We start from the raw sequence: 26,793 nt of genomic DNA on the forward strand, positions 1-26,793 counted from the left end.
GTAGCGTAGAAATGCTTGCTATATTGCTAGCTAGTCTATTATGTTTAATATGTATTTTATGTTATTATGTAATTATTTGATGCAAATATTAAATGGAGGAGATAAAATGCCGAAGCTTTCAAGAACTATGACTGAACGAATGATTTTTCAAAAAAAACAGATTTTTCAAGCTTTTTTTATTATAGCTATGCTGTCTTTTTTTATGGTTTCACCTCAACTATATAAACATGCTTTAATTATTTCAAATGATTTTTTATTTCATATGAATCGTTTCTATGATTTAAATCAGCAAATGACTACAGGAAATTTTAATTATTTTCAGTCATTATATGGTTTTGCTCAGTCAGGAAGAATAGTAAATGCGATGTATGGAATGGATTTTGCTATAGTTCAAGCTGTTATATTAACTTTATTAGGAACTTGGTTTAAATTTCAAATCGTTTCGTCTTTCTTATGTTTTTTTGTCAGTGGCTTTTCAATGTATATATTGTGTAAATATGCAATGGTCAAAAATTCATATTCCATAGTGGCATCTGCTTTTTATATGTCCACTTCAACTATTGCGTATTATGCATTAGTCACAAATTATTCTGGTTGGGGAGCAGCCTTTTTACCGCTAGCATTTCTTCCGGCAATTCGCATGTTACAAAATGAAGAGAGACCAATTAAACCACTATTACTGGGTGTTCCGATTGCTTTGATAATATCTGTTCACATGTTTTCAACAGTGCTGGCCGTCTTAGGATTGCTTCCTTTCTACATCTATGCCTTCATAAATTGTAATAAAAAATCCATTATGATAAAGGATACTATTTGGGCAATATTAATAGCTGTAGCTCTTTCAGCTAATACATTTGGGAGTATAATAGATTTGTCTGGCGATACTTTAATTGGACCTTATCCTGTACAAGATATGATGTCGAATAGTACCTCTTTTTCAATTGGTGCACCAGGATGGGCAACATTTGGCTTGATTTTTTCATTTCTATTTATTTTTCAATCAGTAACTACGTTTGTGTCTTGGAGATATCTCTCAAATATGGAAAAGATGATTAACTCTGTGGGGCTTTTCTTTTTACTTGTTTCATCAAAATTACTTCCTTGGAATGCTATCGCAGCAAGATTTACTTTTATTCAAGGTATGCAATTTCCCCAAAGATTTGCTTGTGTTGCATGCATCTTATTATTATTAGGTTGGGCTATCAGAATACAACGATTATTTGACGTCAATTCTGATAAAAGTCAAATTATTAGACAACCAATTTTAATTTTCTTTGCTACTATGGCAATTCTTAGCTGTAATAATATCAATCTGCAGATGGCTTCCAGTTCGGATGCTTGGAAATCGAATCAACCGATAAAAGATAAGGGAGCATCTGAGATATTTGAAACTGATCCAGAAAAGATTAGGCAAGCTTTTGGAGGGCGTAACGAGCTTGGGAAAGGATTTTCTATTGTCGTGAAACCAACTTCGGATTATTTACCTAACCACAGTAAGGAGAAATTTGATACTTATGGAACATACTCAGCGGAAATCATCCATAATGAAAACAACGTAATTAAAAAGATTACGTCTGATAATCAGATTGAATTAAATTGGGAAAATAAACAAGATAAGAATAGTTCTTTACTTCCGATAATAATTTATAATCATAGTACGGTAGAATTGAATGGGAAAAAATTATTAAAATCTGAATATAAACTTTCAAAGATAGGTAGTTTGATTATAGATGCACCGATTGGTCAAAATAGACTTGTAGTGGGGTATCAACCGAGTTTATTCTTTAAGTTATCAATAGTTGTTAAAATAGTTTCTATGGTTGCGTTACTAATTTATGGGATAAGGTATCTTTGGATTAATAAATCTAATAAAAATGTATAGTATAAAAAAATGATATTATGAGCTTGATATAATAAGAGGAATAATTTTTAAAATATGCCGCATAGACATACTTTTTTAGAAAAAAGCAACATTTCAAATTATTTTTGTAATTTTAACTTACGAGAAAATTTTTTTTATGGTAGCATAAACTCTGTTATTAAAAAAGAGGAGTGTATGTATGCCACAAAACAAAAAAGAAGGAATATTCTTCACAACAATTGTCTGTTTTTCGATGGTGCTTTCAATGAGTGCTTACAATCTTTTATTACACGGACAATTTTCATTAAGCAATTTATTGGGTGGATTAGTGCCAGGATTTATTGTAGCGTTTATATTTGACGTCTTGATTGTCTCATTACCAGCTAAGAAAATTGCATTTGCTCTGCCTATCAATAAAGAGAAAAAAATCCAGATGATCATTGCTGTTTCAAGCTGTATGGTTTTAGGAATGGTCTTTTTTATGTCGATGTATGGAGTTATTGTGCAATTTGGCTTTACAGAGAATTTTTTGAGCTATTATATCGGCGCGTTTTTTAAAAACCTGATTATGGCATTGCCGTTGCAATTATTGATTGTAGGACCGATTTGTAGAAGGATTTTGAGCATGAGTCGTCAAAGTAGCTGGCTAAAAGAAACAAATAATTAAACGAATCAAAACGAGTAAAGTAAGCCGATTAACAGGAGTTTACTTTATTCGTTTTTTTGGTGAAGTAAAAGGAGTGGGCTAAAAAGAGGGTCGAGCTTTCCAAAATCGATAAAAAGTTGTTATAATTAATAGAAACTTGATAAATAGGGGGCCTTCAACAATGGAGATACATGAGCGAATTGTCAGGTTATTAAATTCAAGTACCGTATTTTTAATTTCAACCATTGATAAACGAGATTTTCCAACCGTTATTGCTGTTTCTAAACCGTTGTGGAGAGAAGGGTTGTTAAAGTTACAATTTTATTTGGATGGAAATGGAGAAACGGTTAAGAATATTGAAAGTAATCCGAATGGATCTGTTTGTTGTTATGAGGAAATTCAACATGAAAGCTTGCTTTTAAAAGGGAAGTTGACAATCGAACACATTGAGTCTGTTCAATCGATCGAGCCTAAATTGTCAAGCTACCAAAAAGAATTAAATCACTCGGACCCTGTATTGGTTACTTTTGAAACGTGGACCGCTAGGATACATATGGATAAAAAAACAAAAGATATCATTGTTTAGAATAGATAGAAAGCTGATATTTTTTTTAAAATAGGAGTATGAAGAGTTGAGATGATGAACGATCTCTGCTCTTTTTATTTTTTGTAGTATAATTTAGCGTTCTTAATAAAACGTGATCGATCTTCATTTTTTCTTAAGAAGTGTTCATCATTTATTCGAAGATTTTTATGTTTGAGTTAAGTTTTTGGGGTTATAATGAATTATCAACAAATAATGGTAATGGATTTTAAAGCTATTAACCATATGAAAGAAAGGGGGAATGACGATGTACGCTGTAAAAGTATTACATGGGTATATTGGTAAAGACGGACACCGTACAAGAGATAAAAACCATGTTCGAATCTTTCAAACAAAAAATTACGCAGAAAAATTCGCTGACAAAATTGGCGGACGTGTTAAAGTACTAGGATAACGTTATATATACAGGAAACGAGCAGCCTAAACGATAATTAGTTTGGGCTGCTCGTTTGTAAAAATATATTAAATGTAAAGATCAAAAACAGCAATTTCTGGTGGAACTCTAAAGCGAGCAGGAATTTTTGTGGTACCTAAACCGGTATTAACGTATAAAGTGGTGTCGTTCGCTAACGTATAAAAACCTTCAAAGTATTTTTCTGCCAATACATTTTTGATTGTAACAAAGGGCAACTTTACTTGCCCGCCATGACTATGACCTGATACAATCAGCTGAATATCGTGATCAATTAGTTCATCTGCCTTATCGGGTTCGTGGCTTAATAAAATAGTATAGTCACTCTGACGAGCGGCTAAGGTCTCATCAATCGATGAATTTCCCAACAAAGAGTCATCTAAACCACCAATGTAGACTGATTTTCCATCAGGAAGTGAAACATTAGCACCGGAGTTTTCCAGTAGTTGGAAGTCTGCTGCTGCTAAAATGTCAGGATAAACACGAGTAGCGCCGCCACCATAATCATGATTTCCCCAAACTGCATATTTTCCTAAAGGGGCAGACAAACGACTCAGTGCAGCAATCACTTCATCAATTGGTCCATATTTTGCATAATGATCAAATAAATCGCCTGTAAATAAAATAATATCTGGTTGTTCGTTATTGACTTTCGTGACGATTTTTTCTAGTTGTGCAACTGGATATTTTTCTTGAATATGAATATCTGAAAGTTGCACTACTTTGACTGGTTTTTGGCCATCATTATTCCCTAGTGTGTAGTGATGAGTGACAATTCTTTTTGGTTCTATAAAGAAGGCGTAAAGAGCTATGCCGATAAAAACGAATATAACGCAATAGAAAACGTATCTTTTTTTCATGAGTAACCTCACTTTCACTATTTACTATAACGAAAAGAAATTAAAAAATGGTAAAATGAGACTTGTAGCATAGAAACTTTAGAATAATTTAGAGGTTGTAGGTCTTCGGTGTTTTTCAAAATCATTATTTGCTATAATAGAGAAGAACTTATTAGAAAGAAGGATGAAACAATGATGGTAAGAGTAAATAAATTAAGAGCGTTAATGAAACAAAATGATCTTTCAGGTTTTTTAATTACAAGTCCGTACAATTTACGTTATCTAACCAATTTTACAGGAACAACTGGACTTGCGCTGATTACGTTAGATAAGGCTTTTTTTGTAACGGATTTTCGTTATACAGAACAAGCAGCGGAGCAAGCACAAGGTTTTGAGATCATTCAAAATGCTGGTCCAATCTATGATGAAGTGGTAGCTATCGCAGAAAGAGAAGAGTTGACTAATTTAGCTTTTGAAGAAACTTTTGTTAGTTTTGCAGAATATAGTTTGTTAGAAGAAATCACGCCATGTGATCTAATTCCGGTAGCGGGGTTAATTGAAGAATTGCGTGAAGTTAAAGATGAAGAAGAAATTGCGATCATCGAAAAAGCTTGCAGTATTGCCGACCTTGGATTTAAACATATTTTAACTGTGATCAAACCTGGTATGACGGAAATTGAAATCGCCAATCAATTAGATTTTTATATGCGTTCTTTAGGTGCTTCTGGTGTCTCTTTTGAAACAATCGTAGCCAGTGGTTTGCGTTCCGCGATGCCGCATGGTGTTGCCAGCGAAAAAGTTATCGAAAAAGGGGATCTAATCACATTAGATTTTGGTTGTTACTATCAAGGCTACGTTTCGGATATGACGAGAACTTTTGCAATTGGTGAGCCAGATAGTCAATTGAAAGATATTTACCAAATCGTTTTAGAAGCACAGTTAAAAGTCTTAGATGAAGCAAAACCAGGACTGACTGGCATTCAATTAGATGCGATTGCTCGAGATCACATTGCATCTTACGGCTACGGTGAGGCGTTTGGGCATAGCACGGGGCATGGTATCGGCTTGGAAATACATGAAGGTCCAAATGTTTCCTTTAGAGCAGACAAACAATTTGTTGCTGGAAATGTGATCACAGATGAGCCGGGAATTTATATTCCTGGTCTTGGCGGTGTTCGGATCGAAGATGACTTATTGATTACTAATGAGGGGAATCGTGTTTTAACACACTCACCTAAAGAATTGATCATTTTATAAAAGTGAGTAGACCATCGATGAGGAAAGAACTAGTAGATAGTCTAATAGACGCTATTTTATTTAAATAAACCCTTTTCAACTCATTTTCTCATAGTTTTTTTGGTAGCGAAACGAGCGGATTAATGATAAACTATGAGGGAATAGAAACATAGATAGGTAATTGAATTTAAACGAAAAAACGTTATTCTCTTATTTTCTTGTCAGGGCTGTACGTTATGACCGTTCTATTATCTAGCTTCGCAGGCTGTCTCTTGAAATGTTACAACCAAAGAGACATTCGTGAGCCTGTTGCGCTTTTATTATAAGGAGGATTAAAATGACTGAAGAAACAAATCTAGTGATCAATACAAAAGATTCTTTAGGTGAAATTGTTATCGCACCAGAAGTAATTGAAGTCATTATTGGTATTGCTGCATCTAAAGTGGATGGCGTTTATGGCATGCGTGGAACATTTGCTAATAATGTAACGGAATTTCTTGGCCGTGCTGCTCACGGTAAAGGTGTTTATTTAAGAGCGGAAGAAGAAGGGCTGAAGGTGGATATTTACTGTTACTTGAATTATGGTATTTCTGTACCTAAAGTAGCATTAGAAATGCAAGATCGTGTCAAACAGCAAGTGTTGTTCATGACAGATATCGATTTAGTGGAAGTCAATATCCATGTTGTAGCAGTAGTTCCAGAAAAACTACCTGAACCAGATTTCGATGAATTATTCCCGGAAGATGAGGGAGAAAATGAGTAAGCCAAGTTTCACTCGTCATGAGATTCGTGAAAAAGCGCTCCAAGCGTTGTTTCCTTTAGATTTTAATGTTGACTTAACAAAGCAAGATGCGATTTCATATGCATTAGAGTTAGACAATCAAGAAATCATTAGTGAAGATGGGGAAGAATTTGTCCCAACTTATTTAGATTTATTGGTAGGCGGCGTTTGTGATCGAAAAGCAGAACTTGATGAGATTATCAAAAAACACTTAGGGAATAACTGGTCGATCACTCGTATTGCTAAGATGGATTTAATCATTTTGCGTATGGCGATTTTTGAAATGCTGTATGTTGGAGATGTTCCCAACACGGTTGCTTTAGATGAGGCAATTGAGCTTGCTAAAAAATATAGCGATGATCGTTCTAGAAAATTCGTTAACGGTGTTTTAGCGAATGTAATGAAAGAAATTGATTCAAAGTAGAGATGCTTTGAATCTTTTTTCATTTAGAAATCATAGAGTGTTAAGACTAGCCGAATTATGCTAAAATAAAAGAATATCGACAAAACGAGGAGTGTGCATATGGGAGAGTTAATCAATGGCCGCGAATTAGCAGATAAGATGCAAGCGCAAATCAAAGAAGAAGTGCAAGAACTTGAAAAAAAAGACATTCGTCCAGGGTTAGTTGTATTGTTAGTTGGTGAAAATTCAGCCAGTCAGACCTATGTGAAAAATAAAGACATTGCAGCAGCTAAAATCGGAATCCATTCAAAAATTGAACGTTTACCTGAAACAATTTCTGAAACTGAACTACTTTCTGTTATCGAACATTATAATCAAGACCCAGAATACCATGGAATCTTAGTTCAGTTACCGTTACCAAAGCATATCAATGAAGAAAAAGTCTTATTAGCTGTGGATCCTAAAAAAGATGTCGATGGGTTCCATCCGATGAACATGGGACACTTATTTATTGGGGAGCCCACGATGATACCTTGTACACCCTACGGCATCATGAAAATGTTTGAAGCTTATAATATTGATTTAGAGGGCAAGCGAGCAGTTGTGATCGGACGAAGCAATATTGTTGGAAAACCAATGGCGCAACTTATGATGATGAAAAATGCTACGGTTACGATTGCACACTCAAGAACCGTTGATTTGCCAGCTATAGCTAGAGAAGCAGATATTTTAGTTGTTGCGATTGGCCGTGGTCATTTCGTGACAAAAGAATTTGTAAAACCTGGTGCAGTCGTGATCGATGTCGGGATGAATCGAGACGAGAATGGAAAATTGATCGGCGATGTAAAATTTGATGAAGTGTCACCTGTTGCAAGCTTTATCACGCCAGTTCCAAAAGGTGTTGGACCTATGACGATCACAATGTTGATGTATCAAACGGTCGAAGCCGCGAAAAAACAAAAGTAAGGTGAGAAGATGGAGCAGCAATATTTAACAGTTACAGCCTTAACAAAATATTTAAAACGTAAATTTGATGCTGATCCATACTTGGAACGGGTTTATTTGACGGGAGAAATATCCAATTTCCGTCTTCGCCCCAATGCTCATCAGTATTTTAGCCTAAAAGATGATGGTGCGAAGATTTCCGCGATCATGTTTAAGTCGGCCTTTCAAAAGTTGAAATTTCAACCAAAAGAAGGGATGAAGGTTCTTCTAGTTGGTCGTATTTCATTATATGAGAGTGGCGGCTCTTATCAAATTTATGTAGAGCATATGGAACCAGATGGCGTTGGTGCTTTATATCAAGCTTTGGCAGAATTGCGTGAGAAGTTAGGCAAAGAAGGCTTATTTGAAGGACCCAAAAAAATATTGCCGAGATATCCTAAACGAATTGCGGTCGTTACAAGTCCAAGTGGTGCGGTCATCCGAGATATTATTACGACAGTCAAACGAAGATATCCGATTGCACAGCTGGTGTTATTTCCCACATTAGTTCAAGGCAATCAAGCAGCTGATGATATTGTTCGCAATATTCAGCGCATTGAAGAATTAGGTACTTTTGACACGATGATCATTGGTCGTGGTGGTGGCTCGATCGAGGATTTGTGGCCGTTTAATGAAGAACGAGTAGCTAGAGCAATTTATCAGGCAAACACACCTGTTATTTCATCAGTAGGTCATGAGACAGATGTAACGATTGCCGACATGGTAGCGGATGTCAGAGCTGCAACACCGACCGCTGCAGCAGAATTAGCCGTTCCGGTACTGAATGAAGAATTACTAAGAATCAAAGACCGACAAACTCGTTTAGAGCAAAGTTTCCTCTATCAATTACAACAAAAAAATGAACGGTATCAACGGTTAAGAAATTCATATGTATTCAAACAACCAGATCGTTTGTATGAAGGTCAAACAATCAAATTAGATCGAATCACACAACGGTTAATTCAATCAATGGAAACTGTTTACCATCAGAAACAACGGACAGCACAAGAGATTATTGGACAATTTAGACAGCAAACGCCTCTTGGGCAAATTAGAGAAGGGCAACAGCAACTAAAGTTTTTGAACCAATCACTTCATGATCGGATGGCGCAATACATGAAGGATAGGGAAAAACAATTTACTTCTGCTGTTCAGCAATTGGATTTGTTGAGTCCATTAAAAATCATGGGTCGAGGCTATAGTTATACAACGAAAGAACAGCAAGTAATCAAATCAGTTAACGAACTGAAACCAAAAGAAAAAATTCAAATCCATTATATGGATGGCATAGTAGATACGGTGATTGAAAAAATAACACCCGCTGAAGAGGAGTAAAAAAATGGCCAAAGAAAAAGCAGTTGAAAAAACATTTGAAGAATCATTAACTGAATTAGAAGGAATCGTCCAACGTTTAGAACGTGGAGATGTACCTTTAGAAGAAGCATTAGCCGCTTTTCAAGAAGGTATGATTTTGAGTAAACAGTGCCAAGATACGTTGCAAAAAGCCGAAAAGACATTGACAAAAGTCATGACCGAAAATAATGAAGAAATTTCGTTTGAAGAGAGTGAGGGTAATTGATGGAAGCTTTCAGTGATTTTCGTAAGCAAAGTTTACCGCTTATTGAAAAGGAAATGGAAAATTTTATCAATGAATACACTGCAAATGACCAGTTGAAAGAAGCTATGCTGTATTCGATTCATGCTGGAGGTAAAAGATTTCGCCCGCTTTTAGTGTTAGCAACCATTCGTTCGTTTAATAAAAAAGCGCAAACGCATGATTATCAAGTTGCAGCAGCTCTGGAAATGATTCATACGTACTCATTGATTCACGACGACCTGCCAGCGATGGATGATGACGATTTGCGTCGCGGAAAACCAACAAATCATAAAGTGTTTGGTGAAGCCCAGGCAATTTTAGCCGGCGATGGCTTACTTACTGCGGCTTTTCAACTCGTAGCCCTCAGTCAAATAGAGTCAAATCAAAAAATATTGTTGATTCAGATACTAAGTAAGGCTGCTGGAACTCAAGGAATGGTCGCAGGGCAAGCAGGTGATCTACAAGGAGAAAAACGCTCGTTGTCATTATCCGAGTTAGCGAATGTTCATGAAAAGAAAACGGGTGCTTTGATTGAATTTGCTCTCTTAGCTGGTGGGATTTTGGCGGAGCAGCCAGAAGAAATAGTTGATTTACTGGGTATTTTTGCTCAACATTTAGGGTTAGCTTTTCAGATCAAAGACGACTTGCTGGATGCGACAAGTACAGAAGAAGAATTAGGTAAGCAAGTTGGGCGAGATGAAGCACTAAACAAAAGTACTTATCCAAATTTACTTGGATTAGAAGGTGCTAAAGAAGCCTTGAACGAACAATTAACTAAGGGCAGTAATACGTTAAAAGCAATAAAAGAAACAAGCTCGGAGTTTCATTCAGAATTATTACAAGAATTATTAGAACAATTGCAGTTATAATAGAAAGAAGGCACTTATGAAAAAAGAGCGCGTCGATACTTTAGCGTTTACTCAAGGATTATTTGAAACAAGAGAAAAGGCCAAACGTGCAGTGATGGCTGGGCTCGTGTACAATGATAAAAACGAACGATTAGATAAACCGGGGGAGAAGATTTTGAGTGAAACCCCCTTGCAAGTAAAAGGTCAAACTCTGCCATATGTATCCCGCGGGGGATTGAAACTAGAAAAAGCGTTGGACGTATTTGAATTAGATGTGACAGATAAGACCATGTTGGACATTGGTGCTTCGACTGGAGGGTTCACGGATGTAGCGTTGCAAAATGGTGCTTGCTTGAGTTACGCCTTGGATGTCGGATATAATCAATTAGCATGGAAAATTCGTCAAGATGAACGAGTTGTTGTGATGGAACGGACCAATTTTCGTTATAGTACACCAGAAGATTTTCATGAAGGTGTTCCTGATATTGCTACGATCGACGTATCCTTTATTTCGCTGAAGTTGATCTTACCTCCATTGCATAAAATTTTGAAACCAGGTGGTAAAGTAGTCGCTTTGATTAAACCTCAATTTGAGGCTGGCAAAGAGCTTGTAGGTAAAAAAGGGATTGTTCGTGAACCAGAAACACACACACTTGTTTTAAATGATATTCTTTCATTTGCGCAAGAACATGGATACTCTGTTAGCGGATTAGATTACTCACCAATCACTGGTGGAGAAGGAAATATCGAATTTTTAGCCTATTTAACCTCTAAAGAAACATCAGAGCCTAAAGATCTTTCGGCAGAAACTACGGCAGTTGTTGAAGCTGCGCATAAAAAGTTGAAAGGCTAGGTTATAAAATTAGACGAAAGAACGATTAGTTGCTCGTTAAACACAAGATCTTATTGATAAGACTGAGATAAAGCCTTCAGTGTTTTATTTTCAGCCTTATTTTTTATCCTTTCAAAATGAATAAAAATACGCTATTATAAAATGGAAATGAATCGAAAAAGAAGTGTGCCTATTTAGTACGTTATAATGGTAGAAAAAAATAACACTAGCTTTTATTTCTAAGTGCTGAAAAGCGATGTTTGGAAAGACGAATCATTAGGAAAGGGAGCATATTAGTATGAGAAAAAAAGATCGGCATCGTTTGATTACTCGCTTATTAGCTGAAAAAAATATTCAAAAACAAGAAGACTTTGTGACATATCTAGAAGAAAAAGGGATCGAGGTGACACAAGCAACCATTTCTCGTGACATCAAAGAAATGAAATTAATCAAAGTACCTTCTGTAGATGGCGGCTATCGATACAGTATTCCGGCAGAAACAAAGGAAGATACGTCGGTCAAACTAGAAAAATTGATGAAAGATGCATTTGTTTCAGTCGATCAAATGGAAAAGCAAGTTATTTTGCGTACTATACCAGGGAACGCTGCAGCAGCATCTAAATTAATAGAAAAGCATTACAAAGACATTGTTTTTGCAACACTTAATGATGATGCCAGTGTCTTGATCATTGCACGAACTGAAAAAGATGCTGAATTTTTAAAGAATGAGTTTTTCCGATATTTATAAAATCGAGGTGAATAAACATGCTGCAAGAGCTTTCTGTAAAGAATTTTGCGATCATATCCTCCTTACAATTAGAATTTCAAATGGGAATGACCGTTTTGACTGGGGAAACAGGTGCGGGAAAATCAATCATTATTGATGCGATGGGATTGTTGACAGGTGGTCGAGGATCAAGTGATTATATACGCCAAGGCGCTACTAAATGTACGCTTGAAGGCCTATTTACAATGCCAAAAAATCAAGAATTAGTGACCCTTTTAGAAGAATTGGGGATTGAGACCGATGAAGAATCAATCGTAATCCAAAGAGATATTTCAACTTCGGGGAAAAATGTTTGTCGTGTGAATGGCCGAATCATCAATATTTCAAATCTACGAAAAATTGGTGAATTTTTAGTCGATATTCATGGTCAGAATGAACACCAAGAATTGATGCAAAGTGAAAAACATTTAGGCATGTTGGATGACTTTGGCGGCAAAGAATTATTCAAGATAAAAGAGCAATATCAAGAAATTTACTCAGAGTACCGCATGATCGAAAAAAAAGTCAGAAACAGACAAAAGAACGAAAAAGAATTTGCACAACGGATGGATATGTTACAATTTCAAAGTGATGAAATAGCTGCAGCACAACTTGTTTTAGGTGAAGAAGAACAATTGATCGAAGAACGAAATAAGCTAGGGAATTTCCAAAAAATAGCAGACGCTTTAGCTGCCAGTTATGAAGCAGTCAATGGGGATGGGGATAGCAGTTTAGATAAGATCGGCTATGCGATGAATGAATTACTCTCGATCGAGATGCTGGATCCAGAGTATAAAGCTATTTCTGAAGCAGTTCAAAACAGTTATTATCTTTTACAAGAAGCTAGCGGCGATTTGTCTCGCCATATCGATAGCTTAGAATTAGATGAAAACCGATTGAACGAAGTAGAAACGAGGCTTGAACTTATTCGTCAGATGAAAAGAAAATATGGCGAATCAATTGAATCGATCCTTGCTTATTATCAAGAGATCACACAAGAATTGGCAGATGCTGATTTTCTAGAAGGACGGACTGGCGAGTTGGAAACACTTCTGGTCGAAAAGAAAAATCAGGTAATCTCAAATGGGTTGAAATTGCGGGATATTCGAAAAAAAATTGCGAAAAAACTTGAAAAAAATATCCTGAGGGAACTAAAAGAATTGTATATGGAACGAACGGTTTTTGATATTCGTTTTACTGAATTATCGGAAGAGCAGTTTACGGAAGAAGGACTGGATCAAGTGGAGTTTTATATCACTACGAATCCGGGAGAGCCATTAAAACCTTTAGTAAGAGTTGCTTCTGGTGGTGAATTGTCCCGTGTGATGTTAGCATTAAAAACAATTTTTTCTAAATCTCAAGGAATTACGAGTATTGTCTTTGACGAGGTCGATACAGGTGTCAGTGGTCGTGTCGCACAAGCAATTGCGGATAAAATTTATCAGATATCTGAAAATTCTCAAGTATTGTGTATCACGCATTTGCCGCAAGTGGCTGCCGTAGCAGATTACCAATATTTCATCGAAAAAGAAATCATTGGGGAACGGACTGAAACAAAAGTTAGGAAATTGAAGCAATCTGAACGAGTAGCTGAAATTGCTCGCATGCTTTCAGGAAGTGAAATCACTAAGTTGACAACAGAACACGCCAAAGAATTATTGAATATGGCTGGTAAAGAACGCAAAGGCTAAAAGGGGTTTGCTTTTTGGGTAAGAAGGCTTTAATTTAAAAGCGAAAGAAATCAAGAAAACTTATAGGCTAGCTATCTGCGTTTAATCAGATTTAGAGTATGGAGCAAAACTATTTTTGGATTTTGCCTCATGCTCGTTTTTATATAAGTTTAACGTTACTCAAAAAAATAGAGAAGAAAAACGATGCAAGGCATCTATCTTCTTCTCTGTTAATGTCTATTTAGTTGATTATCGTAAACTCATTATTGCAGTCAATATTGTTGAGCCAGCAATGGCAATTAGCATCAACCAAACAACGACTTTAGTGACTTTAGAAAATGTACTAGTCTTTTTATCGTTCATTGATTCTACACATCCTTATTCTTTACTTTCTTTAGTTTACATCGTTTTACAAAAATCAGCAACTAAAATTTTACAAAAGGTTTCGTTTTTTAAGCCGTCGAATGACAAAAATACATGTTACTGTTGTGACAACTGTAATCCAAAAAAAGGCATCTGCTCGGTTGGCGAAGGGTAATTTCACATTCATACCGAAGATTCCACCGATAATTGTGGGGATTGTCAAGACGATCGTTAAAGAAGTCAAAATCTTCATTACGTTATTGAGATTGTTTGAAACAATTGCTGAGAATGTATCGCTAACTTTATCTACAAGTTTAAGTTGAATACTAGTAGTTGTTGCAGCTTGCTTTGTTTCCACTAGAATATCATGGAGCCGCGGTAAGTGAGCTCTAGGATCAGTAAATATTCTAGCATTATAGAGCATATTCAAAACCTCTAAATTGGAATTTATAGCAGATTCAAAATAAACTAAACTTTTTTGAATGTCCATCATTTGATATAGTTGACTATTTTCGGTTGACACTTTTAATTCACCTTCAAGCATGTTTGTTTGTCGGATCAATTCTTTTAAAAAGCGGTTATAACAAGTCGATATTTGCCATGATAAGTGTAGAATCAAGGTTTCATGAATAGGCAATTCACTACTAGGGACTGGGGTAGAAAATGTTTGTTTTAAAAAATCAGCTGAATTATTGATCACGGTGATTACTTTTCCTTCAGTCGTCAAAATAATTGCGAAAGGGAAAGTATCTAATTGCGTGTACCCACTAGGACTGATTGTTTCATGGGGATATTGAAGCAACATCAAAGCAGGCTCTTCTAAAGTATTTTGATGTAACCCTTCAAACCGAGAATTTTCGTTATCATCTAGCACACCTGTGATATAATCTTTAGGGAGTTTATAAGTTGTGACTAATTGGTCGATTTCTTCTTCCGTAGGTTTTTCAACAGCAAGCCAAATGGTTTCATCTGTATCGGAATGAGAAGGAATCAGTTGACCATCTTCTATCTTTAAATAATTAATCAAAATGCCACCTCTTTTTTTATGAAACTACTATAGCTCCATTATAATAGAAGTAGTGTATTTTTGGGAAACAAAGCTCTCTTAATTTAGTATTATTTAGGCATGAACTTTTAAACGAAATGAAACATCTGTGTAAAGAAAATAAAGTATAGTTAATAAAGCGTGTTACGAAAGGAATTGTTAGTAAATGGTGTCTTTTTCAATCATTATGCTTTTTTGGTATGTTTTCCCAGTAATTGTCTTATTTGCGAGTAATTTTATTATTTCAACGTTCTCATTGACAGAGCGTTTTAAAGTAAAAGCGCCAGATATTTCAATTCCATTTTTATTCATAGGATTAAACGAATTATCAAAAGATAGTTACGGACAAACAATTGTGCCTTATATGATCATTTCAGTTTTGCTATTGGGGATTTGCGTGGCTGTTTTCCAAGCATACTACTATGGAGAGATTCTTTATGGCAGATATTTTAAAATGTTTTGGCGCTTAGTCTTTCTTTTAAGCTTAGTCTTATATGCAGTGCTTATTTTGCTGAACATCGTTCATTATTTTTCATAAATTTAAAAGGGTGGCAGACATCTCACCACTTGTCCCCACCCTTTTTATTTGAAATATTTTTATGAGAAATCTCACTTGAAAATTGGAAGTTAAAATCCTTATAAAATCCGTTGTATAGGAATTGGTACCGCTTTTTCATATAGTTGTTCTACACACTTGAATATTACAAATTTTTTAAATAACCATTAAAAGGTGGAAGATTTATTGTTTTTGGTGGTAGAAAGTGGTGGGATGTGGTAGACTGTTTCTATCAAGTGGAAAAGTGGGGGAAATTGGCTATGTTTATGGGTGAATTTCAACATAATATAGATGCCAAAGGCCGACTCATCGTACCAGCTAAATTTCGAGACCAATTAGGTGAGAAATTTGTGGTAACTAGGGGAATGGATGGCTGTTTATTTGGTTATCCAATGTCCGAATGGGAGCAATTAGAGGAGAAGTTGAAAGAAATGCCTCTAGCCAAGAAGGATGCCCGTACATTTGTCCGCTTTTTTTACTCGGCTGCTACAGAATGTGAAATCGATAAGCAAGGCAGGATTAATATCCCAGCTACTTTGAGAACGCATGGTAGTTTGGAAAAAGCTTGCGTGATTATCGGTGTTTCAAATCGAATTGAGATTTGGGATGAAGCACGTTGGCAAGAATTTTCTACAGAAGCTGAAGAGAATTTTGATGAAATTGCAGAATCGATGATTGATTTTGGCTTTTAGAAAGAGGAGCATTATGACAGAAGATTTTCAGCATTATACTGTTTTATTAAAAGAGACAGTTGATGGCTTACATGTGAAAGAAGATGGCATCTATGTCGATTGCACATTGGGCGGCGCAGGTCATAGTGAGTACTTACTCTCACAACTAAGCGAGCAAGGGCATTTATATGCGTTTGATCAAGATCAAAAAGCATTGGATTTTGCAGCACAACGATTAAAAAAATATGTTGATCTAGGGATGGTAACCTTTATCAAGTCGAATTTTCGATATTTAAAAGAAGAGTTAGCGAATCAGGAGATTTATCATGTCGATGGTATTTTATACGATTTAGGTGTTTCTTCTCCTCAGTTGGATGAAGCTGAGCGTGGATTTAGCTATCACCAAGATGCACCGTTAGATATGCGGATGGATCAAGAAGCAGAGTTATCTGCTTACCAAGTCGTTAATGACTATACTTATCATGAATTAGTGAAGATTTTTTTCCGTTACGGCGAAGAAAAATTTTCTAAACAAGTTGCTCGAGAGATCGAAAGAGTACGTGCGAAAGCACCGATTGAAACGACTGGCGAACTAGTAGAAATTATAAAATCTGCCATTCCAGCACCTGCTAGACGCAAAGGTGGACATCCAGCAAAACGAATCTTTCAAGCAATTCGAATTGCGGTCAACGATGAACTGGGAGTCGTAGAAGAGTCTTTGGAACAAGCGATTGCTTTATTAAACAAAAACGGTCGGATCAGCGTGATTACATTTCACTCCTTAGAAGACCGGATTGTAAAAAGCATGTTTAAAGAATATAGTACAATGCAGGATTTACCACCTGGGCTACCAGTAGTTCCAGAAGAATTTCAACCAGAATTAAATGTAATAACTAGAAAGCCGATTTTACCAGGTGAGACTGAATTGGCTGAAAATAATCGCTCACGAAGTGCTAAATTAAGAATTGCCGAAAAAGTTAAATTAAACTTATAAAGAAAGGGGTACTGACATGGCTGAGTTAAAAAAAATGGAAGATTTTCAATATGATATTCCAGTGATGGATGAACCAGTCAAAGGTCCAAATAATGAACCTAAAGTTCAAAAAAATGTAGACCTACCCCAATCACCGAAAAGGAAGTTGAGAAATATCTCACTTTTAGAAAAGGCAATCGGCTTTTTATTGTTAGTAGCGATTATTGGAATAGCAATTCTCACCATTCAAGTACGTACATCTATTACACAAATGACGAACCAAATCACTGAAACACAAGCAACGATCCAAGAAAAAGAAGAATCAGCTTTGAAATTAGAGCAACAAAAAAATGAATTATCAAAAGCAGATCGTATTAAGGAAGTTGCAAAAAGCAAAGGTCTTTCTGATAATATTGAGAATATTAAGAAAGTAAAATAAGGAAATATAAGGAAAGTGAAATAGATGAGCACAAAAAATAAAATAAAGAATTTTGTCAAAAAGAAGAACTTAAATCCAATGAACAATCGTAAAAAAGTAGGCATTATTTTATTTGCTACGAGTATTGGATTGTTCTTTTTATTTGCCTTTAGATTAACGTATATTGTGGCTGTTGGTAAAGTCGCTGGTGTTTCTTTGCCAGAAAAAACAGCGGACCTTTATCAAGGTAGTAAAGTTGTTAAAGCCAAAAGAGGTGCGATATTAGATCGTAACGGCGAAGTAATCGCAGAAGATGCTACTTCATATTCCGTCTACGCTATTTTGTCAGAAACCTATCTTGGCGAAGATAATAAAAAACTTTATGCACAGAAAAAAGATTTTGATGCTTTAGCTGAAATCTTAGATAGAAACACAGAATTATCTAAAGATGAAGCACTAAATTACTTAAATAAAGGTGTCAACGAAGATGGTACCGTGAAGTTTCAAGTTGAATTTGGAAGCAAAGGGAAAAACATCACGTTAGAAACTAGACAAAAAATTGAAGATGAATTAAAACAGAAAAAACTTGCAGGACTTTATTTTGAAGGACATCCAGCTAGAATTTATCCTAATGGTGTCTTTGCTTCTCACTTTATCGGGTATACAGATTCTGTCGATGCTGAAGACGATTCAAAAGGGTTAGTTGGGAAAATGGGCTTAGAAGAGTCTTACAATGATATTTTAAAAGGGCAAGATGGCAAAATCGAATATGAAAAAGATGTATATGGAAATCCTTTACCTGGTACAGTTGCTAGTAAAAAAGAAGCTGTAGATGGCAAAGATATCTATACAACGATCGACAGTCGTATACAGAGCCAATTGGAATCATTATTAGATCCAGTTGTTGAAGAATACAAACCAGAAGATATGACAGCAATGCTGATGAAAGCAAAAACTGGTGAAATACTTGCCATGTCACAACGACCTTCATTCAATCCTGAAACAAAAGAAGGAATAAAAGAATGGCGTAACTTGTTAGTAGAAGACAGGTTCGAACCAGGTTCCACTATGAAACTTTTCACTACAGCCGCAGCAATGCAAGAAGGGAAGTTTAACCCCAATACAACATTTGCTTATCCAGCTGGCGGTTATAAATTAGATGACAGAACTGTAAACGATCATGATTTTGGTGCAGTGGGGCCTTTGACGTTCCGTCAGGCTATTTCTTGGTCTAGTAACGTAGGAATGCTTACTTTAGAGCAAATGATTGGTGGCGACAAGTGGAAAGAGTATCTGGAAAAATTTGGATTTGGTAAATCAACGAATTCAGATCTAGCAGGGGAGTCAGCAGGGGAACTTCCAGGAGATAACTGGGTCGATCAAGCGATGTCTTCATTTGGTCAAGCAATCTCTGTTACAAACTTCCAAATGATGCAAGCTTATACAGCAATTGCCAATGACGGTTCAATGTTGAAGCCGCAGTATATCAGTAAAATTGTAGATAAAAATACTGGAGAAGAAAAAGTTACTCAACCAGAAAAAGTAGGGCAACCGGTCATTACACCACAAGCTGCAAGTGATATTCGAACATATATGATCGATACAGTAGAAGATCCTAATTATGGTATTGCTTATGACGTTTACAAAGTTCCAGGATATCATGTAGCGGCTAAAACAGGTACAGCTCAAATCACTGGAAAAAATGGATACATGGCTGGTTTAACAGATTATACCTATTCTGTTGTAGAAATGGTACCAGCAGATAATCCAGAATATATTTTGTATCTTACAATGAAAAAACCTCAAACCTACACTAGAGATGCACTTGCTAAAATTGCTAATCCGTTGATGAAAGTTGTAATGGATTCGATGGATAGTGACTCAGCTGCAACTGAAGATGTGGCGAAATAAATGAAAAAGTAAACCAATACGAGTTGAATAATTAGGAGAGATATCATGGAGTGGACACAAATTTTTATTCCCATAGTATGTAGTTTTGCGATAACAGTGGCGGTGATGCCGATGTTTATCGGTTACTTCCAAATGAAGAAACAAGGACAAACAACACGTGAAGACGGTCCGACTTGGCATAACGTAAAAACAGGCACGCCAACGATGGGTGGTTTAGTATTCTTAGTTGCAAGTTTTATCACGTCATTATTAGTGGGATTATGGAAACAAGAACTCACTCCTTCTTTACTGATTATTTTATTCATCTTAGTTCTTTATGGTTTATTGGGATTTTTAGATGATTTTATTAAAGTATTTAAAAAAAGAAACATGGGGTTAAATTCCCGTCAAAAATTGATTGGTCAAATCATTGGCGGGTTAGTATTTTATTTTGTTTACCGTTCAGAAGGATTACCTGATACGTTAGATTTATTTGGTGTTATGACGTTGCCTTTAGGTATTTTTTATGGCGTATTCGTCATTTTTTGGTTGGTTGGTTTTTCCAACGCTGTGAACTTAACTGATGGGATCGATGGATTGGTCGCAGGTTTAGGGACGATTTCCTTTGGTACATATGCCATCATTGCTTGGAAGCAGCAACAATTTGATGTTGTGATCATATGTCTAAGTGTGATCGGTGGGCTATTAGGTTTCTTCCCGTATAATAGAAAACCAGCTAAAATTTTTATGGGTGATGTTGGTTCACTTGCCTTAGGCGGCTTGTTGGCGGCGATTTCAATTATATTGCGTCAAGAGTGGACATTATTGTTGATCGGATTGGTTTATGTATGTGAAACAGCGAGTGTTATTTTACAAGTTGCTTCATTTAAGCTGTTTGGTAGACGAATCTTTAAAATGTCGCCGATTCATCATCATTTTGAAATGTGTGGTTGGTCTGAATGGAAAATTGATATTGTCTTCTGGTTAACCGGTGCTATTTGTTCAGCTATCACATTATGGATTATTTTTTAGAGAGTCCTAGATAAAAAAAGTCTAGCATCAAGAAGCAACACTTCATTCAGCTTTTCTAAGATAAGGGGAAATTATAATGAAAAAAATTACAGAGTATGAAAATAAAAAAGTCCTTGTTCTTGGACTTGCTAAAAGTGGTGTTAGTGCGGCTAAGTTGTTGCATGAGCTAGGTGCATTAGTAACGGTAAATGACTTTAAACAATTTGATCAAAACCCTGAAGCCCAAGATTTATTAACCTTGGGTATTCGTGTTGTTACAGGAGGGCATCCAATTGAACTTTTAGATGAAGATTTTTCTTTGATCGTAAAGAATCCAGGGATTCCTTATTCAAATCCTTTGGTAGCAAAAGCAATAAGCATACAATTACCTGTGCTTACAGAAGTAGAGCTTGCTTATCAAATCGCAGAATGTCCTATTATTGGGATTACGGGAACAAATGGGAAAACAACAACCACTACAATGATTGGGTTGCTGCTGAATGCTGAGCGTAAAAATGGCACTGCTCGTTTAGCTGGGAATATTGGCTATCCAGCAAGCGAAGTTGCTGAAAAAGCTAGTGCAGCAGATGATATTGTTATGGAATTATCAAGTTTTCAATTGATGGGAATCCAAACTTTTCGTCCACAAATAGCTGTAATCACAAATATTTACGAAGCACATTTAGATTATCATGGGTCAAGAGAAGAGTATGTAAAAGCCAAATGGGCAATACAAGAAAATATGCAAGAAAATGATTTTCTTGTTTTAAATTGGAACCAGCAAGAATTACAAGAGTTAAGCAAGCAAACAAAAGCTGAAATTATTCCATTTTCAACGAAAGAAAAAGTTGCCGGTGCTTATCTTGTAGACGGGAAAATTTACTTCAAAGAAGAATATATCATGCTGGCAGCAGAACTTGGTGTACCAGGCAGTCATAATATTGAGAATGCATTGGCTGCGATTTCTGTTGCTAAATTAAAAGATACTCCAACAGAGGTGATCAGAAAAACTTTAATGGTGTTTACTGGAGTACCTCATCGCACGCAATATGTTGGAGAAATCTCAGGACGAAAATTTTACAATGATTCAAAAGCGACTAATATCTTGGCTACGGAGATGGCTTTAAGCGGGTTTGATCACTCTTCGCTTGTCTTATTAGCCGGTGGCCTAGATCGAGGAAATAGCTTTGATGAGTTGGTTCCCTCACTAAAAGGAATCAAGGCAATTATTCTTTTCGGTGAAACAAAAGATAAACTGCACAAAGCAGCAGTCGAAGCCGGAATCAAAACAATCTATTTGACAGAAAACGTTCAAACGGCTGTACAAGAAGCCTATGATTTTTCTGAAAAAAATGATACTATTCTATTATCGCCTGCGTGCGCAAGTTGGGATCAGTATCCTAATTTTGAACTGCGCGGAGAGGCGTTTATCCAAGCGATGCACCAGCTAAAAGACATAGAAAAGTGAGATAATTATGAAGATATTAATAACCGGCGGCGGAACAGGTGGACACATTTATCCAGCTTTAGCCTTTGTGAACTATATGAAACAAATAAATCCTGATACTGAGTTCATGTACGTTGGAACACAAATAGGCCTAGAAAGCAAAATTGTGCCAAAATACAATATTCCGTTTGAAACGATCAGAATCCAAGGGTTTCGTCGTTCGCTCAGTCCTCAGAATATTAAAACAGTCTATCTTTTCCTAAACAGTATCGGAAAAGCTAAAAAAATTATTAAAGAGTTTCAACCTGATGTTGTCATTGGAACAGGTGGCTATGTCTCAGGTTCGGTGGTCTATGCTGCAAAGCAGTTAAACATCCCAACCATCATACATGAGCAAAATAGTATACCTGGAATGACAAACAAGTTTTTAAGTAAATATGCGACTAAAGTAGCCATTTGTTTTCCTGATGTTGCTGAATATTTTCCTAAAGATAAGGTCGTTTTGACAGGGAATCCAAGAGCTCAAGAAGTCGTGATGATCGAGAAAACGGATGTTTTAAAAGAATATGGACTAGACCCTAACAAAAAAACAGTCGTAATTTTTGGTGGAAGCCGTGGTGCATTGAAAATAAATCAAGCGTTCATTGAAGCCTTCTCTCTATTTGAACAGCGTGAGTATCAAGTTCTATACGCATCAGGCGAGCGATATTATAAAGAATTACAAGAAACATTAAAACTTTCAGAAAAAAAATTGACAAACATCAGTATTCAGCCTTATATTGATAAAATGGCTGAGGTTTTAGCCGCAGCAGATTTAATGGTTGGACGGGCTGGAGCGACCTCTATCGCAGAATTTACAGCGTTAGGATTACCTGCGATTTTAGTACCAAGTCCATACGTCACAAATGATCATCAAACAAAGAATGCCCAAAGTTTAGTCAAATCTGGAGCAGTTGAGATGATCGCGGACAAAGAACTTACTGGTTCTAATCTAGCAACAACAATCGATGAAATTTTGTTAAATGAATCCCGCCATCAATCTATGGCTAAGGCTTCTAAAAAAGAAGGAATTCCAGATGCCGGTGAAAGACTGTACAAAGTGGTGAAAGAGATAACTTGATAGGAGGTGTAAAAGATTAGTAAGAAAAAAGACAATTCAGGGGGTCAAGAAGACCAAAAATTAGATAATTCTGAACAAATAGATGAGCAAAATCTGACCCCATGGCAAAAAGAAAATCTAGAATATTTAAAAAAGCAAGGCGACAAGCCAGTATGGAACCCTTCTGTGGTTTCAGATGAAAAAGAAGAAGAGCCTGTTGAAGATGAAAACACTGAAACAGACGACGAAACGCCTTCAGAGGAGTCGGAAGTAAAACAAAAGAAAACTTACGAATCTTTTGCAGACCGCTTACCAAAAATAAAAAAAGTACGAAATACACGATTGTTTCGTAGATTGACATTGATCGTTTCAGTCTTTTTGATAGCAATTCTCATTGTACTTTATTTTGTTTCGCCACTTAGTAAGTTAGGTAAGATTAGTGTGACAGGAACTAAAGATGTTAATAGTCAAGAGATCATTGCTCAGTCTAAATTAGAGAAGGACCAAAGTTTGTGGGAACAGTTTGGGGATAGAAAAATTTATGAAGATAAGATCAAGCGTCAAATCCCTCGTGTAAAAAAAGCAACGATTTCATTAAGTGGGATCAATTCATTCAATATAAAAATTGAAGAATATAAAGTAGTTGCTTTAGAATCTGTTCATCCTAATTATCATCCGATTTTAGAAAATGGGAAAATTTTACCTGAAGAGATGAAAGCACCTATAAGTGGTATGCCCATTTTTCTAAACTTCAAAGATCAGTCGATCATAAAAAATTTAATGAATTCTTATAACAAACTGCCTGAGGAATTGAAACAAAATATCTCGGAAATTCGTTATGCTCCATCAAAAGCAAACAAAGAGTTGATTAATATTAATATGAAAGATGCCAATGAAGTAATCGTAAATATCTCTCAATTAGATGAGAAAATGGCGTATTATAGCAAGGTAGCGAGCCAAATGGAGAAACCAGGAATCATCGATATGGAAGTGGGAATCTTCTCATATCCATTTAAGAATGAGGAGACAGAAGAAAGTGTGGAAGAATCTTCACAGGTCTTAGAATAATATAAAAAAAAATAAAACAACAAATTAGTAGAATCTACTTTCTAAAAAGCCTATGTTTATGGTAAAATTGAAAGAAGTGAGTATTCATAAAAAATATATATGTAAACAGGTGTTTTTTGCCCGCTTACATATTGGAATTAATAGGAGGAGGAACCCCATTCATGGCAAAGACAGGAATGTATGTAGGCCTTGATATCGGTACAACATCAGTGAAAGTTGTAGTTGCTGAGTTTATCGAAGGTCAAATGAATATCATCGGCGTAGGAAACGCAAAATCTGATGGATTAAATCGAGGGATCATTGTCGATATAGATAAAACAGTTAATGCGATTCAAAGAGCAGTAAAACAAGCAGAAGAAAAAGCGGGAATTCAAATTAAAAGTGTGAATGTGGGGTTACCAGCAAACTTACTTGAAGTTGAAAATTGCCAAGGAATGATCGCTGTAAGTAGTGAGTCAAAAGAAATCACTGATGAAGATGTAAGAAACGTAGCATCTGCAGCTCTGGTTCGTTCAACTCCTCCTGAACGTCAAATCGTAGCAATCTTGCCTCAAGAATTCACGGTGGATGGATTCGAAGGGATTAAAGATCCACGGGGAATGATTGGCGTTCGCTTAGAAATGTTCGGAGTGGTCTTTACAGGTCCGAAAACAATTATTCACAATACTAGAAAATGCGTTGAAAAAGCAGGCTTAATAGTTAATGAATTAGTGATAATGCCATTAGCCCTAACTGAAACAGTTCTTTCTGATGGTGAAAAAGATTTTGGTACTATCGTGATTGACATGGGTGGCGGACAAACAACAACATCTGTGATGCATGATAAACAATTGAAATTTACTCATGTAAACCAAGAAGGTGGAGAGTTTGTCACTAAAGATGTTTCGATCGTATTGAATACATCATTTAATAACGCGGAAGCACTAAAAATCAATTATGGTGATGCTTATCCTGAACGAACATCAGTAAGTGAAGAATTTCCAGTAGATGTGATTGGTAAGTCTGAACCTGTAAAAGTTGATGAACGTTATCTTTCCGAAGTGATTGAAGCGAGAGTTGAACAAATCTTTAAGAAATCTAAAGAAGTATTAGACGAAATCGATGCTTTAGAACTTCCTGGTGGAGTAATTTTAACTGGCGGTGGCGCAAGCCTTCCGGGTGTCGTTGATTTAGCACAAGAAATTTTTGATGCAAGTGTGAAACTATATGTACCGAACCATATGGGATTACGTAACCCAGTCTTTACAAATGTGATCAGTATTGTAGAATATTCTGCTCAGCTGAATGACATTTATCATATTGCCAAGGGTGCGATTCCAGGCGAAAAGATCAAGTCATCACAGCCAATTGCAGTTCAACAAGAAGTACAATATGATACTTATACAGATACAACTCAAGATGATTACGACGATTCTGAAATTCACGAATCTGGTGAAAAAGTTACAGGTAAAATAAAAGACTTCTTCTCAAACATTTTTGACTAACAATTCAAACAGGAGGAAACGATACTATGGAATTTTCTTTAGACAATAACATTAACAATGGCGCTGTCATTAAAGTTATCGGTGTAGGCGGCGGTGGCGGCAATGCTGTTAATCGCATGATCGATGAAAACGTCAAAGGCGTTGAATTTATCGCTGCAAATACAGATGTACAAGCTCTCAAAAACTCAAAAGCAGAAACAGTGATCCAACTTGGACCTAAGTATACACGTGGTTTAGGTGCAGGATCTCAACCCGAAGTTGGCCAAAAATCAGCAGAAGAAAGTGAACAAGTAATCTCAGATGCCTTACAAGGTGCTGACATGATCTTTATCACTGCTGGAATGGGCGGCGGAACAGGAACAGGAGCTGCTCCTGTTGTTGCTAAAATCGCAAAAGAATTAGGTGCATTAACAGTTGGTGTTGTCACAAGACCATTTAGCTTTGAAGGACCAAAACGCGGACGCTACGCAGCTGAAGGAATTGCTCTTTTAAAAGAAAATGTCGATACATTATTGATTATCTCAAACAATCGTCTATTAGAAGTTGTAGATAAAAAGACACCAATGCTTGAAGCATTCCGTGAAGCAGATAATGTATTACGCCAAGGCGTACAAGGTATTTCAGATTTAATTACAGCTCCAGGCTATGTTAACTTGGACTTTGCCGATGTGAAGACTGTAATGGAAAACCAAGGCACTGCTTTAATGGGGATCGGTGTTGCTAGCGGTGAAGACCGTGTTATCGAAGCAACTAAAAAAGCTATTTCTTCTCCATTATTAGAAACATCTATTGATGGCGCTGAACAAGTATTGCTAAATATCACGGGTGGTTTAGATATGACATTGTTTGAAGCACAAGATGCTTCTGATATCGTGACAAGTGCCGCAACTGGTGATGTAAATATTATTCTAGGTACGTCAATCAATGAAGATCTAGGCGACGAAATTCGTGTTACTGTTATTGCGACAGGAATCGATCCTTCAAAAAAAGATCGTAAATCACAACGTCAAAGCAGACCTACACAAATCCAAACAGTGCAACAAGCACCCGTTTTGGATATGGAACAATCAAAACCGTCACAACCGCAACCTCAAGAAGAGACAAGTGCTTTTGGTGATTGGGATATCCGACGTGAGCAAAACGTACGACCAAAAGTTGAAGATACAACATTTGAAAATGTTGAGAAAAAAGATTTTGAAACATTTCATCGTGAAGAGCCATCACAAAATAATGACGATGAATTAAATACACCACCATTTTTCCGCAGAAAAAGATAGGAGCGATTTTTA

The 26,793-nt window shown here is 36.3% G+C and carries 28 protein-coding genes; 25 read left to right on the forward strand and 3 right to left on the reverse strand.

Translation table 11 applies throughout. The features are described from left to right. The first annotated feature begins 106 nt into the window (after positions 1 to 106). From BCR22_RS12800 to BCR22_RS15495, 4 genes are all read left to right on the forward strand, one after another. Entirely contained in the window at positions 107 to 1,882 is a 1,776-nt protein-coding gene (locus tag BCR22_RS12800; RefSeq protein ID WP_083241839.1) for a hypothetical protein, read from the forward strand. Positions 1,883 to 2,060: 178 nt separating this feature from the next. Beyond that, on the forward strand, positions 2,061 to 2,528 hold the full coding sequence (locus BCR22_RS12805) for a DUF2798 domain-containing protein (protein WP_069655270.1): 468 nt from the start codon (positions 2,061 to 2,063) through the stop codon (positions 2,526 to 2,528). Positions 2,529 to 2,688: 160 nt separating this feature from the next. Further along, complete coding sequence (locus BCR22_RS12810; RefSeq protein WP_069655271.1) at positions 2,689 to 3,093, forward strand: pyridoxamine 5'-phosphate oxidase family protein; 405 nt, start codon at positions 2,689 to 2,691, stop codon at positions 3,091 to 3,093. 265 nt (positions 3,094 to 3,358) lie between these two features. Beyond that, entirely contained in the window at positions 3,359 to 3,505 is a 147-nt protein-coding gene (locus tag BCR22_RS15495) for a hypothetical protein (RefSeq protein ID WP_167351535.1), read from the forward strand. 68 nt (positions 3,506 to 3,573) lie between these two features. On the opposite strand, the gene BCR22_RS12815 is transcribed toward BCR22_RS15495, so the two are convergent. Continuing rightward, positions 3,574 to 4,383 (reverse strand): metallophosphoesterase, encoded by an 810-nt coding sequence (locus tag BCR22_RS12815; protein ID WP_069655272.1) that lies wholly within the window; start codon positions 4,381 to 4,383, stop codon positions 3,574 to 3,576. Positions 4,384 to 4,554: 171 nt separating this feature from the next. Here BCR22_RS12815 and BCR22_RS12820 point away from each other — a divergent pair, with 171 nt between their 5' ends. The 10 genes from BCR22_RS12820 to recN all read left to right on the forward strand — a co-directional run bounded on the left by BCR22_RS12820 (position 4,555) and on the right by recN (position 13,500). Next, a complete protein-coding gene (locus BCR22_RS12820; RefSeq protein WP_141706580.1) occupies positions 4,555 to 5,619 on the forward strand; it encodes a M24 family metallopeptidase in 1,065 nt (354 codons plus the stop codon). A gap of 316 nt (positions 5,620 to 5,935) precedes the next feature. Further along, a complete protein-coding gene (locus BCR22_RS12825; RefSeq protein WP_069655273.1) occupies positions 5,936 to 6,361 on the forward strand; it encodes an Asp23/Gls24 family envelope stress response protein in 426 nt (141 codons plus the stop codon). Next, positions 6,354 to 6,803: a transcription antitermination factor NusB gene (gene nusB / locus BCR22_RS12830; protein WP_069655274.1), complete on the forward strand. Its 450-nt coding sequence runs from the start codon at positions 6,354 to 6,356 to the stop codon at positions 6,801 to 6,803. The genes BCR22_RS12825 and nusB overlap by 8 nt, the downstream gene beginning before the upstream one ends. Before the next feature lie 99 nt (positions 6,804 to 6,902). After that, positions 6,903 to 7,748 (forward strand): bifunctional methylenetetrahydrofolate dehydrogenase/methenyltetrahydrofolate cyclohydrolase, encoded by an 846-nt coding sequence (locus BCR22_RS12835; RefSeq protein ID WP_069655275.1) that lies wholly within the window; start codon positions 6,903 to 6,905, stop codon positions 7,746 to 7,748. A gap of 9 nt (positions 7,749 to 7,757) precedes the next feature. Continuing rightward, complete coding sequence (gene xseA / locus BCR22_RS12840) at positions 7,758 to 9,101, forward strand: exodeoxyribonuclease VII large subunit (RefSeq protein WP_069655276.1); 1,344 nt, start codon at positions 7,758 to 7,760, stop codon at positions 9,099 to 9,101. 4 nt (positions 9,102 to 9,105) lie between these two features. Then, on the forward strand, positions 9,106 to 9,345 hold the full coding sequence (locus BCR22_RS12845; RefSeq protein WP_069655277.1) for an exodeoxyribonuclease VII small subunit: 240 nt from the start codon (positions 9,106 to 9,108) through the stop codon (positions 9,343 to 9,345). Then, positions 9,345 to 10,232 carry a polyprenyl synthetase family protein gene (locus BCR22_RS12850; RefSeq protein WP_069655278.1) on the forward strand — a complete coding sequence of 296 codons (888 nt, stop codon included), beginning with the start codon at positions 9,345 to 9,347 and terminating at the stop codon, positions 10,230 to 10,232. Before BCR22_RS12845 ends, BCR22_RS12850 begins: the two co-directional genes overlap by 1 nt. A 16-nt stretch (positions 10,233 to 10,248) precedes the next feature. After that, positions 10,249 to 11,064, forward strand: coding sequence for a TlyA family RNA methyltransferase (locus BCR22_RS12855; protein ID WP_069655279.1), 816 nt, complete (start codon positions 10,249 to 10,251; stop codon positions 11,062 to 11,064). 277 nt (positions 11,065 to 11,341) lie between these two features. Next, the gene (locus BCR22_RS12860; RefSeq protein WP_069655280.1) at positions 11,342 to 11,791 is read left to right on the forward strand and encodes an arginine repressor; all 450 of its coding nucleotides are present in this window, start codon (positions 11,342 to 11,344) and stop codon (positions 11,789 to 11,791) included. 17 nt (positions 11,792 to 11,808) lie between these two features. After that, positions 11,809 to 13,500, forward strand: coding sequence for a DNA repair protein RecN (gene recN, locus BCR22_RS12865; protein ID WP_069655281.1), 1,692 nt, complete (start codon positions 11,809 to 11,811; stop codon positions 13,498 to 13,500). 228 nt (positions 13,501 to 13,728) lie between these two features. Here recN and BCR22_RS15110 read toward each other — a convergent pair whose 3' ends face one another. Next, the gene (locus tag BCR22_RS15110; protein ID WP_071868151.1) at positions 13,729 to 13,842 is read right to left on the reverse strand and encodes a DUF4044 domain-containing protein; all 114 of its coding nucleotides are present in this window, start codon (positions 13,840 to 13,842) and stop codon (positions 13,729 to 13,731) included. Positions 13,843 to 13,912: 70 nt separating this feature from the next. Further along, entirely contained in the window at positions 13,913 to 14,869 is a 957-nt protein-coding gene (locus BCR22_RS12870) for a magnesium transporter CorA family protein (RefSeq protein ID WP_069655282.1), read from the reverse strand. A gap of 184 nt (positions 14,870 to 15,053) precedes the next feature. Between BCR22_RS12870 and BCR22_RS12875 the strand changes: the two genes are divergently transcribed. The 11 genes from BCR22_RS12875 (at position 15,054) to ftsZ (ending at position 26,781) form a co-directional block, all read left to right on the forward strand. Then, complete coding sequence (locus BCR22_RS12875; protein WP_069655283.1) at positions 15,054 to 15,425, forward strand: DUF3397 domain-containing protein; 372 nt, start codon at positions 15,054 to 15,056, stop codon at positions 15,423 to 15,425. 278 nt (positions 15,426 to 15,703) lie between these two features. After that, the gene (gene mraZ, locus BCR22_RS12880) at positions 15,704 to 16,135 is read left to right on the forward strand and encodes a division/cell wall cluster transcriptional repressor MraZ (protein ID WP_069655284.1); all 432 of its coding nucleotides are present in this window, start codon (positions 15,704 to 15,706) and stop codon (positions 16,133 to 16,135) included. A gap of 13 nt (positions 16,136 to 16,148) precedes the next feature. Beyond that, a complete protein-coding gene (gene rsmH / locus BCR22_RS12885; protein ID WP_069655285.1) occupies positions 16,149 to 17,108 on the forward strand; it encodes a 16S rRNA (cytosine(1402)-N(4))-methyltransferase RsmH in 960 nt (319 codons plus the stop codon). Between the two features lie 16 nt (positions 17,109 to 17,124). Continuing rightward, the gene (gene ftsL / locus BCR22_RS12890) at positions 17,125 to 17,526 is read left to right on the forward strand and encodes a cell division protein FtsL (RefSeq protein ID WP_069655286.1); all 402 of its coding nucleotides are present in this window, start codon (positions 17,125 to 17,127) and stop codon (positions 17,524 to 17,526) included. 24 nt (positions 17,527 to 17,550) lie between these two features. Beyond that, positions 17,551 to 19,416, forward strand: coding sequence for a peptidoglycan D,D-transpeptidase FtsI family protein (locus BCR22_RS12895; protein ID WP_069655287.1), 1,866 nt, complete (start codon positions 17,551 to 17,553; stop codon positions 19,414 to 19,416). Between the two features lie 45 nt (positions 19,417 to 19,461). Beyond that, a complete protein-coding gene (gene mraY, locus BCR22_RS12900) occupies positions 19,462 to 20,427 on the forward strand; it encodes a phospho-N-acetylmuramoyl-pentapeptide-transferase (RefSeq protein WP_069655288.1) in 966 nt (321 codons plus the stop codon). A 76-nt stretch (positions 20,428 to 20,503) separates the two neighbouring features. Beyond that, positions 20,504 to 21,874: a UDP-N-acetylmuramoyl-L-alanine--D-glutamate ligase gene (gene murD, locus BCR22_RS12905; protein ID WP_069655289.1), complete on the forward strand. Its 1,371-nt coding sequence runs from the start codon at positions 20,504 to 20,506 to the stop codon at positions 21,872 to 21,874. Between the two features lie 7 nt (positions 21,875 to 21,881). Further along, complete coding sequence (gene murG, locus BCR22_RS12910) at positions 21,882 to 22,973, forward strand: undecaprenyldiphospho-muramoylpentapeptide beta-N-acetylglucosaminyltransferase (RefSeq protein ID WP_069655290.1); 1,092 nt, start codon at positions 21,882 to 21,884, stop codon at positions 22,971 to 22,973. A 93-nt stretch (positions 22,974 to 23,066) separates the two neighbouring features. After that, positions 23,067 to 24,020 carry a cell division protein FtsQ/DivIB gene (locus BCR22_RS12915; protein ID WP_069655291.1) on the forward strand — a complete coding sequence of 318 codons (954 nt, stop codon included), beginning with the start codon at positions 23,067 to 23,069 and terminating at the stop codon, positions 24,018 to 24,020. A gap of 161 nt (positions 24,021 to 24,181) precedes the next feature. Continuing rightward, positions 24,182 to 25,504: a cell division protein FtsA gene (gene ftsA, locus BCR22_RS12920; RefSeq protein WP_069655292.1), complete on the forward strand. Its 1,323-nt coding sequence runs from the start codon at positions 24,182 to 24,184 to the stop codon at positions 25,502 to 25,504. A 26-nt stretch (positions 25,505 to 25,530) separates the two neighbouring features. Continuing rightward, the gene (gene ftsZ / locus BCR22_RS12925) at positions 25,531 to 26,781 is read left to right on the forward strand and encodes a cell division protein FtsZ (protein WP_069655293.1); all 1,251 of its coding nucleotides are present in this window, start codon (positions 25,531 to 25,533) and stop codon (positions 26,779 to 26,781) included. Positions 26,782 to 26,793 lie beyond the last annotated feature (12 nt).

It is taken from the genome of Enterococcus plantarum (assembly GCF_001730295.1).
Taxonomy (GTDB): Bacteria; Bacillota; Bacilli; order Lactobacillales; family Enterococcaceae; genus Enterococcus_L; species Enterococcus_L plantarum.

Excerpts from the sequence above, each read along its gene's own strand:
- BCR22_RS12800 (WP_083241839.1), top strand. The coding sequence starts at position 107 with ATGCCGAAGCTTTCAAGAACTATGACTGAACGAATGATTTTTCAAAAA.
- BCR22_RS12805 (WP_069655270.1), top strand. The coding sequence starts at position 2,061 with ATGCCACAAAACAAAAAAGAAGGAATATTCTTCACAACAATTGTCTGT.
- BCR22_RS12810 (WP_069655271.1), top strand. The coding sequence starts at position 2,689 with ATGGAGATACATGAGCGAATTGTCAGGTTATTAAATTCAAGTACCGTA.
- BCR22_RS15495 (WP_167351535.1), top strand. The coding sequence starts at position 3,359 with ATGTACGCTGTAAAAGTATTACATGGGTATATTGGTAAAGACGGACAC.
- BCR22_RS12815 (WP_069655272.1), bottom strand. The coding sequence starts at position 4,383 with ATGAAAAAAAGATACGTTTTCTATTGCGTTATATTCGTTTTTATCGGC.
- BCR22_RS12820 (WP_141706580.1), top strand. The coding sequence starts at position 4,555 with ATGATGGTAAGAGTAAATAAATTAAGAGCGTTAATGAAACAAAATGAT.
- BCR22_RS12825 (WP_069655273.1), top strand. The coding sequence starts at position 5,936 with ATGACTGAAGAAACAAATCTAGTGATCAATACAAAAGATTCTTTAGGT.
- nusB (WP_069655274.1), top strand. The coding sequence starts at position 6,354 with ATGAGTAAGCCAAGTTTCACTCGTCATGAGATTCGTGAAAAAGCGCTC.
- BCR22_RS12835 (WP_069655275.1), top strand. The coding sequence starts at position 6,903 with ATGGGAGAGTTAATCAATGGCCGCGAATTAGCAGATAAGATGCAAGCG.
- xseA (WP_069655276.1), top strand. The coding sequence starts at position 7,758 with ATGGAGCAGCAATATTTAACAGTTACAGCCTTAACAAAATATTTAAAA.
- BCR22_RS12845 (WP_069655277.1), top strand. The coding sequence starts at position 9,106 with ATGGCCAAAGAAAAAGCAGTTGAAAAAACATTTGAAGAATCATTAACT.
- BCR22_RS12850 (WP_069655278.1), top strand. The coding sequence starts at position 9,345 with ATGGAAGCTTTCAGTGATTTTCGTAAGCAAAGTTTACCGCTTATTGAA.
- BCR22_RS12855 (WP_069655279.1), top strand. The coding sequence starts at position 10,249 with ATGAAAAAAGAGCGCGTCGATACTTTAGCGTTTACTCAAGGATTATTT.
- BCR22_RS12860 (WP_069655280.1), top strand. The coding sequence starts at position 11,342 with ATGAGAAAAAAAGATCGGCATCGTTTGATTACTCGCTTATTAGCTGAA.
- recN (WP_069655281.1), top strand. The coding sequence starts at position 11,809 with ATGCTGCAAGAGCTTTCTGTAAAGAATTTTGCGATCATATCCTCCTTA.
- BCR22_RS15110 (WP_071868151.1), bottom strand. The coding sequence starts at position 13,842 with ATGAACGATAAAAAGACTAGTACATTTTCTAAAGTCACTAAAGTCGTT.
- BCR22_RS12875 (WP_069655283.1), top strand. The coding sequence starts at position 15,054 with ATGGTGTCTTTTTCAATCATTATGCTTTTTTGGTATGTTTTCCCAGTA.
- mraZ (WP_069655284.1), top strand. The coding sequence starts at position 15,704 with ATGTTTATGGGTGAATTTCAACATAATATAGATGCCAAAGGCCGACTC.
- rsmH (WP_069655285.1), top strand. The coding sequence starts at position 16,149 with ATGACAGAAGATTTTCAGCATTATACTGTTTTATTAAAAGAGACAGTT.
- ftsL (WP_069655286.1), top strand. The coding sequence starts at position 17,125 with ATGGCTGAGTTAAAAAAAATGGAAGATTTTCAATATGATATTCCAGTG.
- BCR22_RS12895 (WP_069655287.1), top strand. The coding sequence starts at position 17,551 with ATGAGCACAAAAAATAAAATAAAGAATTTTGTCAAAAAGAAGAACTTA.
- mraY (WP_069655288.1), top strand. The coding sequence starts at position 19,462 with ATGGAGTGGACACAAATTTTTATTCCCATAGTATGTAGTTTTGCGATA.
- murD (WP_069655289.1), top strand. The coding sequence starts at position 20,504 with ATGAAAAAAATTACAGAGTATGAAAATAAAAAAGTCCTTGTTCTTGGA.
- murG (WP_069655290.1), top strand. The coding sequence starts at position 21,882 with ATGAAGATATTAATAACCGGCGGCGGAACAGGTGGACACATTTATCCA.
- ftsA (WP_069655292.1), top strand. The coding sequence starts at position 24,182 with ATGGCAAAGACAGGAATGTATGTAGGCCTTGATATCGGTACAACATCA.
- ftsZ (WP_069655293.1), top strand. The coding sequence starts at position 25,531 with ATGGAATTTTCTTTAGACAATAACATTAACAATGGCGCTGTCATTAAA.